Origin of the sequence: Lysinibacillus sp. BPa_S21 (assembly GCF_023337795.1) — a bacterium.
In the GTDB taxonomy this organism is placed as follows: Bacteria; Bacillota; Bacilli; order Bacillales_A; family Planococcaceae; genus Lysinibacillus.
This window is the reverse complement of record NZ_JALIRS010000011.1, coordinates 39,120-53,666: the sequence shown is the minus strand read 5'-3', so window position 1 is coordinate 53,666 and position 14,547 is coordinate 39,120. Positions and strand designations below refer to the sequence as shown.

The following is a 14,547-nucleotide window of genomic DNA, read 5'->3' as shown; positions in this document are numbered from 1 at the left end:
AATGGCCATTTTTAAGGTAATATTCTAAAAAAACACAAGGGCATTGAAAATAATGCTCTTGTGTTTATAAATTTTTTATTTTATTGTTCCTTTAATTCCTCTTTACTACCGACATTGTCCAAAGTCTTATCTTTTTCAATTTTATGCATCTCGAGAACGTGTTGTGAAGGTGGAATAAGCAAACTAACGATAACAATTGTTAGACCTGTAATCACAACTCCTGAGAATACAGGTGCCTGCCATAGCTCATTTAATAAACCTAAAAATCCTTCAGATTGAATATCAAAACTAGGTACATAGGTTAGAGATGTAACGATGTAATATACTAACCCGACAGATATACTTGTCCAAACTGCAGGTGTACTTACTCGCTTCCAAAACGGTCCCAAAACGATAGGCCAGAAAATTGTTACGAATACAATATCCCATGCCAAATAGGCTAAATCAATTACTTTCTGGAAGCTGACTGCTAGAACTAAGCCTAGCAAAGCGCTTAAAATAATAATAAGTCTTGAAAATCTTAATAGTTTTTTAGGATCCGGATTACGATTAATAAAGTCTAAATAAATGTTTTTGGTAATAATCCCTGAAGTCGCAACATAACATGCGGCTACAGTAGACATCCCCATCGCCGCCATTGCCGTTAAAAAGATCGCCGCTAACAACGGCGGGAAATATCCTTGTGCAAAGGCAAGCATTAACGTCTCTGGGTTTGAACTATCCGGATAAATCGTTTTAAACGCTTCTCCTAACATACCCGGAATCCAGCTGATTGCGATAATAATGATGCCAGCTATAATCATACTACGCTGTGCTACTTTTGGACTTTTCGCAGCGGCTACCCTTTGTCCTAAATCCACCGCTGGTATATCACCCAATGCTAACACAAGATATAGTGTCCAAAACTCTGCTCCAGCCTTATTGAAGAGTTCACTAATATTCCACCACTCTGGGTTAAATGTTACGTCAGGATAATAGAATAAGATAAAAATTGTAATCCCCAATATACCCGCTACTGCTAGTGCTCCCTGAACAATTTCCGTATAGGCTACAGCCCATAAGCCACCAATAACAGAATACAAGGCAGTTAACGACACAAAAAGTAATGCCGCTGGAACGAAGTCAATTTGCAATAGCTGCTGAATAATATACGTGCCACCTACTGTTAACGCTGCAGCATTAAAGACACCAAAGGCAATCGCCATTACAGCGCCTGTATAAGCACCTAGCTTTTTACTACCATATCTTAATCCGTAGTAGTCTGCTAATGTCCAGCCCTTTAATCTACGTAGTGGTTTCGTCCAAATGAGTGCTCCAAGAATCATACAAGTTCCTAAACCGCCCATTGTTGCTGAACCTTCAAAGCCACCACTTGTGTAACCAGAGCCTACTGCAGCAAAAAAGAATGGAGCTGCTAATAAGGCCGCTACTAGACTTCCTGTGACAACAGATAAAGGCATACTCCACCCAGCAACAATCAAATCCTCCGCAGTATTTACTCGTTTGTATCCTTTATATCCAATGTAATAAATAAAAATTAAGTATAAGCTAAAGATGATTAAATTTAACATAGTATTGCTCCTCAGTTCTCCACATTAACCGTTCATAACGACTCCGCCATTAGGCGTTAATACTTGCCCCGTATAGAAATTCGCATTTTCTGAAGCTAAAAATAACACAGTCTTCGCGATTTCTTCAGGTTGAGCTAATCGTTTTAACGGATATTTAGCAGACTCTTCCTCTACATAATTCTCCCCAAATTCCTTTAGGATGTCTGTAAAAGTACCACTAGGAGCTACTGCATTGACTAATATCGAAGGTGCTAACTCTCGTGCTAAAGCCTTCGTAAATGCATTAATGCCACCCTTTGCAGCTGAATAATGCGTGAATTCCTCACAACCTAAACTACCAATATCAGAAGAAATATTAATAATTTTCCCATTGTTTTGTTCTTTCATTCTTTTTGCGGCTTCTCGGCAATTGTAGAAGCAACCATATAGATGAACTTTAATCATTTTATCCCACTGCTCATCTGTTAAATCCGTAATGCTTGAAGCCTGTGCGAAGCCAGCGTTATTGACAAGAATATCAATTTCGCCTAACTGGTTGTCCATATATTGATACATAGCTTGAACTTGCTGAGAATTCGATACATCTGCATTAAATTTGATAGCCTGTCCACCAAACTTTTCTGCTTGTGCACGAACCTCCTCTGCCTCGTTGTCATCACCAATATAATTGATGCATACGTTGGCCCCTTGCTCGGCAAAGCCTAAAGCAATGGCTTTGCCGATTCCTTTACTTGAACCTGTAATGAGTACATTTTTTCCTTTAAAATTAATTTCCATTATTGATCGTTCTCCAATTTAAATTTTGCTACAAGTCCCTGCAATTCTTCCGCTGTGTTTCCTAATGAAGAAGATGCCTCTTTCACCTCTTGCATAGTCGTCAATTGCTCTTGCGTTGCATTTGACACATTCGCAGAGAATTCAGATGACTGCTCCGCAGATTGCTTAATATTATTGACAGATGCTGCTACTTCCTCAGATGAAGCAGAAATTTGTTGTGATGCAGCTGAAATTTCGCGAATCTGACTTGCAACTTCTTCTGATGAAGTGAGAATCTCTTTAAAGATTTCCCCTACTTCATTTGTAAACTCCATACCAGCCTTTACATCTTCTTTACCTTTTTCCATAACATTGATAGAAGCGTTAGAATCAGCTTGTATTGTACTAATTAAATTGTATATTTCCGTTGCAGATTGTGATGATTGCTCTGCTAATCGTCTCACCTCATCAGCGACAACCGCGAAGCCTTTCCCATGCTCTCCAGCTCTAGCAGCTTCGATTGCCGCATTTAATGCTAGTAAATTTGTTTGATCTGCTATGGCTGTAATAAGATTGACAATATCGCTAATTTTTTTCGTATTGATATGTAATCCGTTGATCGTTGTACCGATTTGTTCAACAGAATCATTAATCAACTCCATTTGTGCAATGACTTGCTGAACCACATGATTTCCACGTTCTGATGCTTGTGAAGCAGAAATAGAAGATTCAGCGGCAGTATTTGCAGAGTCAGCAATTTGCTGGATGCCTGTCGCTGTTTCCTCCATAGCGGCAGCTGTTTCCTCAGTCATAACCATTGAAGCCTCGGCATTTTGCGTGATTTGCCCCATGTCTTGAGCAATATTTGTCGCACTATTATACGTTTCTGCAGCATTAACAGTTAGCTGATTAGCAGCAGAAGATACGTTATCAGATGTGTTTCTAATATTTAAAATGATATGCTGTAAATTTGAAACCATCGTATTAATGGATTTAGATAAATTTCCAATCTCGTCCTTCGTTATTTCTAAATCTACATTTACTAATTCCCCATTCGCTACTTGATTTGCAGCATTAACTACCTTATTAAGTGGCTTTAATAGACGATCAATAATTATGTAAAGTAAAATTAATAAAATTAAAATTCCAATAACAGCTATAACAATTTGTTTAATGACACTTGTTTTAATGATCGTTTTTATGTAGTCCGCAGAATAATCAATTCCTAATAACGCAATGAGTTTTCCATTGTCATCTTTAATAGGGCTAAATACAGTTCGCCATGAACCATATGGATCTTTGAAAATATTAGTTACCTCAGTACTGTTATTTTCAATTGCTAATTTAGCTGTTTTCACATGTTCATCTGCTAAATCAGTAAAGAGTTCACCCGCTTCATATACATCGTTCAAATTCGAAGTATAGCCTATCGGGGTAACGCCCTCTGTATCCTTTACATCCCAAATATAGCTCCAACTCATAATTCCTTGTTCTTCTTGAATCTTATCGAGTTGTTTTTGAATTTTCTTGAATTCAGCGCTAGTCTCTCCCTTGTTATCCAACAAATCTTTAATATCATCACTATCAAGATTCATAGCTGTCAATAAACCAACACTTTTCAATTCTTCTTCTAAATCAACAGACATTCGATTGTTTAATTCTCTAATACTTTGCGTCGTAATAATAGCAATTAAAAGCAAAACAATAATAGAAACCGTTAATAAAAGTTTGTTTTTTAATGATGCATTTTTTAACAACTTCATGATTATTACTTCCCCCTTTATCATGTTTTTAGCAAAAAAATAACCTATTTCAAAGAAATAGGCATCAAAGAATATAACTAGCAATATATGTACTTAACTAGTACTTCTTTGCAGCTCAGCCATCATAGTATTTATTACCTTAGACCTGTTGCTTTGCGTCTCTACCTTTCAGTAGATTTGCCCATCTTTTTCCTCCTCAAATTAACACAATGGGTAAAAGTAGTCAATGTTACAGAAGAAAATACACATAATTTTTACTATTTCACTATAGGTATGAAATGAATATTTTTACATTATTTTCTCATTTCATTCACAATTCTCTTCAGTGCAATAAAAAACAGCTACAACGTAATAGTGTAGCTGCATGCTTGTTGGCAAAAGAATAAATTAAATTTTTACGTATCCATAAACACAGGTCGTCTTCACTTTCGCCTCGGCGCTTTCCGCGAGCTTGGCTTCAATGTGAAACAAAATAGTGAAATAGCAATTATTAAATGCCAAGACAGGGATCACCACATCAACATGCTAAACGGTGTCTGCCCATTAATAAAGTTTTTATGTACGAGTAAGTATTTGTCTACAGTAAAACAGCTACAATGTACTATTGTAGCTGTTCCTATAATTTTAAATAATCAATTACCCCTAAATGATTATTCATATTAAAGATATCTATTTTAGTGTCATGTATAAGACTGATGGTATGAATGATACAGCAAACATGCAGGAATACCACATAGATGTACGGCGTAATGAAAAACGAACCTGTTTCTTTTCTGCATAAAAAATGTCTACCATAATTGAAGCAACAAAAAGTGGAATCGTAATACATGCGATAGCAACTAATAAAATGTTTAAACCAAACATAAAAGCACCCCTCTGTTCGTGAACATTTATTTTCCTCTTTGTGACAACTTTGTGTCACTTAAAGTGTACACAATTTCGTCACAAACTGTCAACTAGATTTAACTAAGAAAAATTAGTTTTTTTGCAGATATTTTTTATCACAAAGGAGAAATATATGTAAAATTAATCATAAAAAAAGCAACTGCACAATTGCAGTCGCTTAGATAATCATTAATTTATTGGCTTTTACCAAAATTTTCGCTTGACTATTCCAGAAGTGCGACTTTTTAATCAAGAACAGACTTTAGTATGAAGCCATTTTATTCTCTGTATTTATACGTTAGCCCTCTTAAAAAATTTCTAACAAAGCGATCGCCACATTCTTTATAGTTACGATGACTTGGATTTCTTAAAATAGCTCCTAATTCACCTTTTGAAACATTAACGCCTCCATCATATAAAATATCAAGCATCTCCTCACTCGTTAAGGCTAGCGCAATCTTCACTTTCTTCAACAGCATATTATTAGGGCTTTCTTTTCCTGAAACAGCTGGTGGTCCTTCTGGTTGTCCAGGCTTAGGCTTTTGCGGACCTCGTTTAAATGTAATAAATCCATTTAAAAAAGCCTCTAACATTTTATTATTACATTTGATGTATTCTTCTGGTGCTTCTTCCTCATCATTAACCTTCATAAGCATGTTCAAAACTTCTTCCTTCGTAAAGTCCATGCCACCTAGTTTAAAAATTTCAACCATATCTTTATTTTTGATATCTAATGCATATCTTAAACGAATTAATATATCATTGTTTGTCATTTTAAAAAAACCTCCATTTTGACTGTAAAAGCGCTTCTAACCATCATGCCACGGGATTGAAGCATTACTTTATTATAGCAGAGACATTCACAATTTTAGCTAGCTTTCCAAAAGTTACTTTACAATAGTATTTAGAATGTGCATTTTACTTTTTAACATGTATGATTAGCCAACTCTCGACCATTCTAATCACAAGGAGGTGAGAAAAATGGCTAATCGTAGTTCAAATAAACTTCTAGTTCCTGGCGTACATGAAGCTGTTGATCAATTGAAATATGAAATCGCACAAGAATTTAATGTACAATTAGGGCCAGAAGCCTCTTCTCGTGCAAACGGATCAGTCGGAGGAGAAATCACAAAACGCCTCGTAGAAATGGCTGAAAAACGTTCAAAAGGTTTATTATAATAATAAATTTAAAAAGAACGAATCCCTTTTTTAAAATTGGAATTCGTTCTTTCATGTTTTAACTTCTTTCAGCGGGTGTCACGGAATCAGAAAGGAGACCTTTGTGCAAGCACAAAGCCGATTCCAGACGCAATTATGCCGAGGCATAATTGATTTAATTAATTTCAACTGGTTGTAAAGCCTCGTTTGCTCCTTTTTTAAAAGTCAGCATCACGATAAAGGAAATGCAATATAAGGCAGCTAAATAGACCATAACGACCGTCATATCATATCTTTGAAGAATATAACCTACAAAGGTCGGCGAAAATCCTCCAATAGCTCTACCGAAATTAAAAATCGTATTTGTAGCTGTACTTCTGATTTGCACTGGATAGAAGCTACTAATTAAAGCTCCAAACCCCGCGAACATACCATTCGAGTAGAAACCGACAATTGCTCCACCGATTTAAAAGAAAGTTGAGATATGATGTTTCATTTCTCCTGAATTAAATGAGATAACATCTTTCTCTTTGCAAATAGATAAAATCCTATTTGAATGATCAGGTAAATTCCTGAAACACTAAAGAACTGCCATAGTATTTCTGGATTCCTCAAGATACCACCTATTTTATTTGTCATAGAAATAACATATAGAAAGGCTAAGCCCATGCCTGATAGTGTTGGGATAAAAAATGTGATTGTTATCTCCCTACATATCATCCGCTTTACTTCTGTAGTTGTAACCCCTATATTATAAAGTTTTTGATACTTCGCTTTTTCTTTATCAATCTCTGAAAAAAGATTTAAATATAATAAAATAAATGAAGCAAAAAAGAATATAATACTCAAAAAAGTCGTCACAAAAAATGCCATACCATTAGAATGGATGTTACGATTATGGCCATCTATTTTAGAGGCAATTTGAAATGGGTTCTCTTGTGATATATTCTCTCCTCTAACATCTAAAATTGGCGGAATCTTTTCGTTATCAAATATTCCCTCTAAAGCCTCAACAGTCTTTCTTGTCTCTTTCCAGTTGACCACATTTATCAAATGAAGTTTCGATGCAAAACCATTTACGTTCGCTTTAAGAAACTCTAATTCTGATTTACTGACAATGATAAAATCTGATAGACCTAAAAAAGAATTAATATTACTTTCAATAATAGTTTTTTTTAGTGAATAAGTGATATCGCCTTCTCTACCTGGGATTATCCACTCTTGAATAACTTTATTCTCATCCCCAGCATACTCTGGTTCTACATTCAAATAGTGAAGATATTCTCGCCCTTGTAATTTTACCTCTTTAGAAGTTAACTCATTAAAATGTTCAACGGTCATTATGTTATAAAGGTTATACCAACCATCGTACGTTTTCTCATAGTAAGAATATAATGGAATCACTATATGCTGTTGAACAGGATTTTCCTCATTTTTTAGTATTGAATCAAGGTCTGCTATAGATAAATTATCTTTCGTTTCCGGTTGGAGAAATGCTATATCAAAAGGATTTCGACTCAGCATTTCCTGCTCATTTAACATATATGTAGATACTATAATAGTACTGTACAAAATGGTGATCATAATCATCATTGTCACCAGCATTAATATAGAGGTGAGCTGCCTTAATTTATAGTCAATACTCGTCAATAACAATAACCGTTGATAATAAAATTCATTATTTTGCTTCGCTAGCTCTAAAAAAAAGCTCATAAACTGAGAAAGACAAAGATATAAACCTACAGTCGTTATGGTGAACCAAATATATAGAAATTCACCAGCATGTGGACCACCATACGTAATAAAAAGCCCCAGAACTGAACCAATAATTAACACAAGTCCAAGCACTCCAAGCTTCGGACTTTTTAATTTAATTGATTCTGCAACCTTATTGCTTTTTAAGCTTTGTAGAAGATTTTGTTTTAATATCAAATAAAGTGATTTCCCCACAGCAAAAAAGTAGATGATGATGAAAATAATAATTGGGAAATAAAACATCTTGCTATTTAACTGAAAAGAAATTCTCTCTAAACCCACACTATTTATGAGGAGTAAAAAGAATAGCCTCGAAAATACGCCCCCTGAAAGAAGTCCGATTACTATAGCAAGAAAAGCAATAAGAGTATTCTCTAACGATAATAATTTACTAATATCGCGATTGGTCATACCCAACTTTATGAATAGTCCAAACTCGCTTTTTCTTCTTTTGATAAAAATACCATGCGCATAGGTAATGAAAAACATCGAAAAAATGATCAGGGCAATTGCTGGTATATTCAACACATAATCTAAGGATTCCAGCTTTTTAACTTGTTCAATTTGCTCATTGAAATAGAGGGTAGAAAACATAAAGAAAAACATAACGACAAAGCTATTACAGAGCAAGTATAAAAGATATTTTTTATAATGCACCTTTGCCATTTTCCATACAACTTGCTTAAATGTCATGGCAACTTCCCCCTAAGACTGCTAGATTATCAATGATTTGATTGAGAAATTCTTTCTTATTGCCCTTTTTCACAATGTAAGAATGAATAACACCGTCTTTTATAAAGACTACTTTTTGACAATAGCTAGCTGCAAAGACATCATGGGTCACAAGAAGAATGGTTGCCTCAAGCTCTTGAACGATCTTTTCAAAGCATTCCATAATTACTTCTGATGTTTTCGAATCCAGGTTTCCCGTTGGTTCATCAGCAAAGATAATACTAGGCTCGTTAACTAGGGCTCTACTAACAGCCGTTCGCTGCCCCTGTCCCCCCGATACGTTATAGGGATATTTATTTAAGATTGTATCAATGCCAAAAAACTTAGATAAGCTTTGTACCTTCTCCTCCATTTCAGCTGCACCTTTTTTCTCTAAGATCATAGGTAACATAATATTTTCTTTTACCGTTAAACTATCTAAAAGGTTAAACTCCTGAAAGACGAATCCTAATTGTTGTCGGCGGAACAACGCTAATTCGTCTGTGCTCATTTCACTTATAGCTTTGCCTTCAATTACAACTTCACCAGAGGTCGGCTTATCAATTCCACTTAATATATTAAGTATTGTTGTTTTTCCGCTTCCGGAAGGTCCCATAATGGCAACAAACTCCCCTTTCTTCATGGATAAGCTTATTCCTCCCAGGGCTGTCGTGGAACCTTCTTCTAGTGATTCTCCATATATTTTAACTATATTTCTCGCATCTAAAATAACCATTGTTCTCCCCCCACGGAAATCGTTATTAAATACATTCTAAGTCTCAAGTGGAATTGCACAAATTTGATTCACTAAAAAAACCTTACAACTCTGTAAGGTTTGGTTATAACTGATTCTCTGCTGCTTGACATCGAATCGTTACCGTTGTACCTGTCGACACTTCAGATTGTACGTCAATCGTTTGCCCAAGCTTGTCTGCTATTTTTTTACTAATATAAAGTCCGATACCTGTTGAATTGGGCATCTTCCTCCCATTTTCTCCTGTAAAAAATGGTTGAAATACTCTATCGACATCATAAGAAGGCATGCCTATTCCTTCATCAATAACAGATAATGTAATGTGTTCCCCTAGTCGTTCAATTTTAAAAACAAGCTGCTTCTTCCCGCTTTTTAAGCTTGAATATTTAATAGCATTAGAAATGATTTGGTCTAATAGAATTTCATTCCATTTTACATCAGTAACAACCAAAGCTTCTTCTTCATCAAATTCAATAATCGGGAATACGGAATGGTAAATGCATTCCCTTTTTCGCTCATTAATGACTTTTCTCAACGTAGTAAGTAAATCTACTGCATGTATGTCCAAATCGTTTTCAAAGCTTTCCATTCTCACCATTGTTAATGCTTGCTCTATTGATGTATGTATTCGTTTGTTTTCCCGCTGAATTTTTTCAAAAAGGACTGTAGCATCCTCTGTTTTTTCTTTACTAATGATCAGTTCTATTACAGAAACAGGCGTTTTTAAAAAGTGCATCCAATGGGATAAAAAATATAGACTTTCATTTTTCTGTTCCTTCATTGTGTTGTATTTGCGAGTGTGTTCACTTATATTATTCTGTAGCAATTGATAAAACGCCTTCTGTTCCTCTGTATGTGGGTTTATTTCGACAAATCGTCCTCTCAACATAAGCTCAATGGCTTTATTCGTTTGATAATAGTTAAGCCAATCAATTACTAAATACACAGTTAATAAAAATAATCCTATCGATACTGGATATAAAACTTCATCATTTGCTGGCTCATTTAGATGAAAAAAGGTAATAACGCAAATCATATTTATTAAATAAAACATGATTAGTAGAAACCTGTCTTTTAAGAATTTTATTAAAATATGCTTTAACATTGCGAACCCCTCGTAGAATTAGAATAGTGAAACATGTACCCTACTCCTCTTTTGCTTTTGATTACATCATCAAATCCTAATTCAGATAGTATATGCTTTATTCTTGTCATATTAACCGTTAATGTATTATCCTCTACAAATGTAATCGAGTCCCATACTTCTTCGATTAGTTCTTCTCTCGAAATAAATGTATTCTTATTGTCTATTAATTTTTTCATTAATTTGAATTCATTTTTGCTAAGGTTAATCTTTTTTTCACGGAAAGTTAAAACAAGTGTATCGGCATTAATACATAGCTGACCAGCACACGTAAGATTTTGTCCATTTGCTGCATATTCTCCATATACTCTTCTAGTCGTCGCTTTCACCTTCGATTGCAGTATGTCAAACGTAAATGGTTTCGTAATATAGTCATCAGCCCCAAGTTCAATCGCCATAATCTGATCCAGCTCTTGATTACGAGCAGAGATAATTAAAATAGGTACATTCGATTGCTTACGAAAAGCCCTGCATAAATAATAGCCATCATAATAAGGTAAATTAATATCCAATAAAATTAAATCAGGTTTAATTCTCGTAAACTCATCCTCTATATTCAAAAAGTTTTCAGGCTGTACAACAGTATACCCGTAGCGCTCCAGGTTTTCTTGAATAAGCGCACTTAGTTCAGTATCGTCTTCAATAAGCATAAGTTTGTACATAGTTAATTCTCCTTTTAGGAAATGTGTAACACTATTTTAGAAAGAGTTATTTAAAGAATCACACTTAGGAACACTAAATAACCTGTTACATATAATACCATTTTATAATATACAATGTATAAATAGTATCAAGATGTGGAACCCGCATAGCAGGCTGCGAAAATCCCCTACTACTGATAGGGGGATTATTTTGAGTCAATCATCAACAGAAATTTTCATTCGTAACTTCGAACATGGAGATATGCCTTTACTTGGCGAGTTGTACCGATCCGTAACTGCTAAAGAAAACGCGACATTTTGGTGGGTCGGGGACGAAGATAATTGGGGTAACGTTTATTGCGCATTTGAAGATGGGAAGATGGTCGCTAAGGGGCAAGTTAGCATCATTAACGTTGTACCTCCCGGACGTTCAAAAGAGAGCAATCACTCCATATACGTTAATCTGAAAACCATTTCTGAAAGAGAACATGACATGGCTCTGCTCGACAAAGTATATCAATATCTTTTCACAAGAGCACATCAGTTAAAGGAAGCTTTGCCTAAAGAATACGGAACAATACTTTGTGTTGGTAATGATTCGGAAGAAACAGCAAACAATCAGTTTTTTATCAAAAAAGGTTACCTCCCTCTGAATAGTTTATATCGCATGAATCGGGATTTGAATACACCGATTCCTGATTTAAAACTACAAGAAGGATTTCAATTTTCATATTGGAAGATGGGTACAACTAGCGAAGAAAGTGATTATCTTGATATTGAGGCTGAAATTTGGCCTGACACTCCCCTTGGTCTTAATAGACTAACTGAATACAAGAATAACAAGCTGTGGACATCCATGGTCATACGTTAAACAGACGCTATTGCTGGCGGATTGATGGCATGGCAAGAAGAAGACTACGGTGTAATAGAGGACGTTTTTGTTCGTGAACCATGGAGAAAGCGAGGTATAGCCAAGTATTTACTTACACAGGCTTTGAAATATCTTAAGTCTCATCAGCTAGAAAAAGCTACTCTCATGGTATTAACTACAAATAAATCAGCCTTAACTCTATACGAATCTGTTGGCTTTTATACGGATAAAGAAGAGATAAGATACTTTACAAAACTAAATTAGGCAACAAAAAAAGAGGGGTTCTTTGCCCCTCTTTGCTATCTACCGTCCATCGTCATCAACATTATTTGATTCAAAGTGATCAAGCACAGCACGCACTTCATCTGTTGATTTCGTGTTCATCAATTGATTTCTTAATTCACCGGCTCCACGGAATCCTTTAACATATATTTTGAAAAAGCGATGAAGCCCAGAGATAGAACGTGGTAGTACTTCCGCATATTGATCTTGAAGATCAAGCTGCAGTCTTAAAAGATCAAGGTACTCTTTACTGCTATGCTCTTTTGGCTCTTTTTCAAAAGCAAAAGGATTTTTAAAAATACCACGTCCGATCATCACGCCATCAATCCCATATTGTTCTGCAAGCTGCAGACCCGTCTGACGGTCAGGAATATCTCCATTGATGGTTAGTAGCGTATTTGGTGCGATACGGTCACGTAATTTTTTGATTTCCGGAATTAGCTCCCAATGCGCATCTACTTGGCTCATTTCTTTTCTTGTCCGTAAATGAATAGAAAGGTTCGCTATATCCTGTTTTAAAATATGCGTCAGCCATTCCTCCCACTCATTTACCTCTGTAAAGCCAAGTCGTGTTTTTACGCTGACAGGTAGTCCGCCAGCTTTTGCTGCTTGAATAAGTTCTGCCGCAACGTCTGGACGCAGAATAAGGCCACTGCCTTTCCCTCTCGATGCCACATTCGGTACAGGGCAGCCCATATTAATATCGATGCCTTTAAACCCTAGCTCTGCCATACCAATACTCATTTGACGGAAATATTCAGGATTATCCCCCCAAATATGTGCCACCATCGGCTGTTCATCCTCTGTAAAAATCAAACGACCTCGCACACTTTTCATGCCCTCTGGATGACAATAGCTATCCGAGTTTGTAAACTCAGTGAAAAATACGTCCGGTCGACCGGCTTCACTTACTACGTGACGAAAAACAACATCCGTCACATCTTCCATTGGTGCAAGTACAAAAAATGGTCGTGGTAAATCACGCCAAAAATTATCTATCATGTCAAACTCAAATCCTCTCACTATGGATACCACTTCATACTCTCGATGAAATATAAAGCCAAATGTTCCACTTCCTTTACACTTATATCATGCTTAATAACTGATTATCAAATACAAGTGCATTTGGACATTTATAAATTGTGAAAATCGGCAATGTCTATTTTAACGAAAATCGTCCCTGAATGGAATTTTATCAACAAAAAAGCAGGTGATATAGATTTTTCTATATCATCTGCTTTTCAATTATAGCAACTTCACTTTTAAATACGGGTTTCGCCACTGCCTTCTTGAATATGCTCATTAGACGGTATCTTTACGTTCTCTGGTTTCTTCGACCAATATGTGGCGAGAATCGGACCAGAGATATTATGCCAAACAGCGCCAAGAACACTAGGTAAGGCAGCTAAAGGACCAAAATGGGCAGTCGCTAATGCTACACCTAGTCCAGAGTTTTGCATGCCCACTTCAATAGAAATAGCCCTTCGATTACTTTCATCGAGTCCTAACGCTAGAGCTGTTAAGTAGCCCAATAACAATCCGAATGCATTATGAAACACTACTGCCATAAAAACAAAGGCCCCAGCCGAAGCGATGCTATTGACATTACCAGCAACAACAGCAGAAACAATGATCATAATAGCCACTACTGAGATAAGTGGAATGACATTAATGCTCTTTTCTACAACCTGAGGGACAAATTTCCTTATAACAATACCTAGGATAATTGGGAAAATGATTACTTGAATAATGGAAGTAAACATTGCTATTGGATCCACTGGCATCCATTTACCTGCAAGTAATAACAGTATAAATGGTGTTGCAATGGGGGCTAATAAAGTCGAAAAAGATGTCATTGTGATTGATAATGGTACATTACCTTTAGCTAGATACACCATGACGTTTGAAGCGGTACCTCCAGGCACAGAACCAAGAAGGACTAGCCCCGCAGCTAATTCTGCTGGCAAGTTCATAATATAAGCAATTAGAAAAGCTGTAAGTGGCATGATAATATATTGGGCACAAACACCAATGATGACTGGTACTGGATTCGTTAAGATCAGTTTAAAATCAACCGCTTTTAACGTTAGCCCCATGCCAAACATAACAATACCTAGCAAAATGGTGATGTATCCCCCAAATATTAAAAATGGATCTGGAGCTATAAAGGCAATCACAGCAATACAGATGACCCAAACGGCAAAGTATTTTCCAGCTATCGTACTAATGGCTTCTAAGACTTTCATATTTTCACCC

12 protein-coding genes, 2 pseudogenes and 1 riboswitch are annotated in these 14,547 nt (G+C 35.9%); of the genes and pseudogenes, 2 read left to right on the top strand and 12 right to left on the bottom strand.

The window, feature by feature from the left end; translation table 11 throughout:
• Positions 1-80 precede the first annotated feature (80 nt).
• The 5 genes from MOK21_RS18790 to MOK21_RS18770 form a co-directional block, all read right to left on the bottom strand.
• Positions 81-1,571 (bottom strand): sodium:solute symporter family protein, encoded by a 1,491-nt coding sequence (locus tag MOK21_RS18790; RefSeq protein ID WP_249075484.1) that lies wholly within the window; start codon positions 1,569-1,571, stop codon positions 81-83.
• A gap of 24 nt (positions 1,572-1,595) precedes the next feature.
• On the bottom strand, positions 1,596-2,348 hold the full coding sequence (locus tag MOK21_RS18785) for an SDR family NAD(P)-dependent oxidoreductase (protein WP_249075483.1): 753 nt from the start codon (positions 2,346-2,348) through the stop codon (positions 1,596-1,598).
• A complete protein-coding gene (locus MOK21_RS18780; RefSeq protein ID WP_249075482.1) occupies positions 2,348-4,090 on the bottom strand; it encodes a methyl-accepting chemotaxis protein in 1,743 nt (580 codons plus the stop codon). The genes MOK21_RS18785 and MOK21_RS18780 overlap by 1 nt, the downstream gene beginning before the upstream one ends.
• Before the next feature lie 106 nt (positions 4,091-4,196).
• A riboswitch (cyclic di-GMP riboswitch) is annotated at positions 4,197-4,282 on the bottom strand.
• 477 nt (positions 4,283-4,759) lie between these two features.
• Complete coding sequence (locus MOK21_RS18775; RefSeq protein ID WP_249075481.1) at positions 4,760-4,954, bottom strand: hypothetical protein; 195 nt, start codon at positions 4,952-4,954, stop codon at positions 4,760-4,762.
• A 299-nt stretch (positions 4,955-5,253) separates the two neighbouring features.
• Positions 5,254-5,748 carry a YehS family protein gene (locus MOK21_RS18770; protein WP_249075480.1) on the bottom strand — a complete coding sequence of 165 codons (495 nt, stop codon included), beginning with the start codon at positions 5,746-5,748 and terminating at the stop codon, positions 5,254-5,256.
• Between the two features lie 208 nt (positions 5,749-5,956).
• On the opposite strand from MOK21_RS18770, the gene MOK21_RS18765 reads away from it, so the two are divergent.
• Positions 5,957-6,154, top strand: a complete 198-nt coding sequence (locus MOK21_RS18765; RefSeq protein ID WP_049668804.1) for an alpha/beta-type small acid-soluble spore protein — start codon at positions 5,957-5,959, stop codon at positions 6,152-6,154.
• Positions 6,155-6,308: 154 nt separating this feature from the next.
• Here MOK21_RS18765 and MOK21_RS18760 read toward each other — a convergent pair.
• The 5 genes and pseudogenes from MOK21_RS18760 to MOK21_RS18740 form a co-directional block, all read right to left on the bottom strand.
• Positions 6,309-6,599: pseudogene (locus MOK21_RS18760) on the bottom strand (MFS transporter); the annotation flags it as partial.
• 26 nt (positions 6,600-6,625) lie between these two features.
• Positions 6,626-8,581, bottom strand: a complete 1,956-nt coding sequence (locus MOK21_RS18755; protein ID WP_249075479.1) for an ABC transporter permease — start codon at positions 8,579-8,581, stop codon at positions 6,626-6,628.
• Positions 8,571-9,335 carry an ABC transporter ATP-binding protein gene (locus tag MOK21_RS18750; RefSeq protein WP_249075478.1) on the bottom strand — a complete coding sequence of 255 codons (765 nt, stop codon included), beginning with the start codon at positions 9,333-9,335 and terminating at the stop codon, positions 8,571-8,573. The genes MOK21_RS18755 and MOK21_RS18750 overlap by 11 nt, the downstream gene beginning before the upstream one ends.
• 103 nt (positions 9,336-9,438) lie before the next feature.
• Positions 9,439-10,458 (bottom strand): sensor histidine kinase, encoded by a 1,020-nt coding sequence (locus MOK21_RS18745; protein WP_249075477.1) that lies wholly within the window; start codon positions 10,456-10,458, stop codon positions 9,439-9,441.
• Positions 10,452-11,159 carry a response regulator transcription factor gene (locus MOK21_RS18740; protein ID WP_249075476.1) on the bottom strand — a complete coding sequence of 236 codons (708 nt, stop codon included), beginning with the start codon at positions 11,157-11,159 and terminating at the stop codon, positions 10,452-10,454. The genes MOK21_RS18745 and MOK21_RS18740 overlap by 7 nt, the downstream gene beginning before the upstream one ends.
• A gap of 241 nt (positions 11,160-11,400) precedes the next feature.
• On the opposite strand from MOK21_RS18740, the pseudogene MOK21_RS18735 reads away from it, so the two are divergent.
• Positions 11,401-12,273: pseudogene (locus MOK21_RS18735) on the top strand (GNAT family N-acetyltransferase).
• A 39-nt stretch (positions 12,274-12,312) separates the two neighbouring features.
• Here the strand turns inward: MOK21_RS18735 and MOK21_RS18730 are convergent.
• Together MOK21_RS18730 and MOK21_RS18725 are read right to left on the bottom strand one after the other, a co-directional pair.
• Positions 12,313-13,293 carry a tRNA dihydrouridine synthase gene (locus tag MOK21_RS18730; RefSeq protein WP_249075475.1) on the bottom strand — a complete coding sequence of 327 codons (981 nt, stop codon included), beginning with the start codon at positions 13,291-13,293 and terminating at the stop codon, positions 12,313-12,315.
• A 260-nt stretch (positions 13,294-13,553) separates the two neighbouring features.
• The gene (locus tag MOK21_RS18725; RefSeq protein WP_249075474.1) at positions 13,554-14,537 is read right to left on the bottom strand and encodes a bile acid:sodium symporter family protein; all 984 of its coding nucleotides are present in this window, start codon (positions 14,535-14,537) and stop codon (positions 13,554-13,556) included.
• Positions 14,538-14,547: the final 10 nt, after the last annotated feature.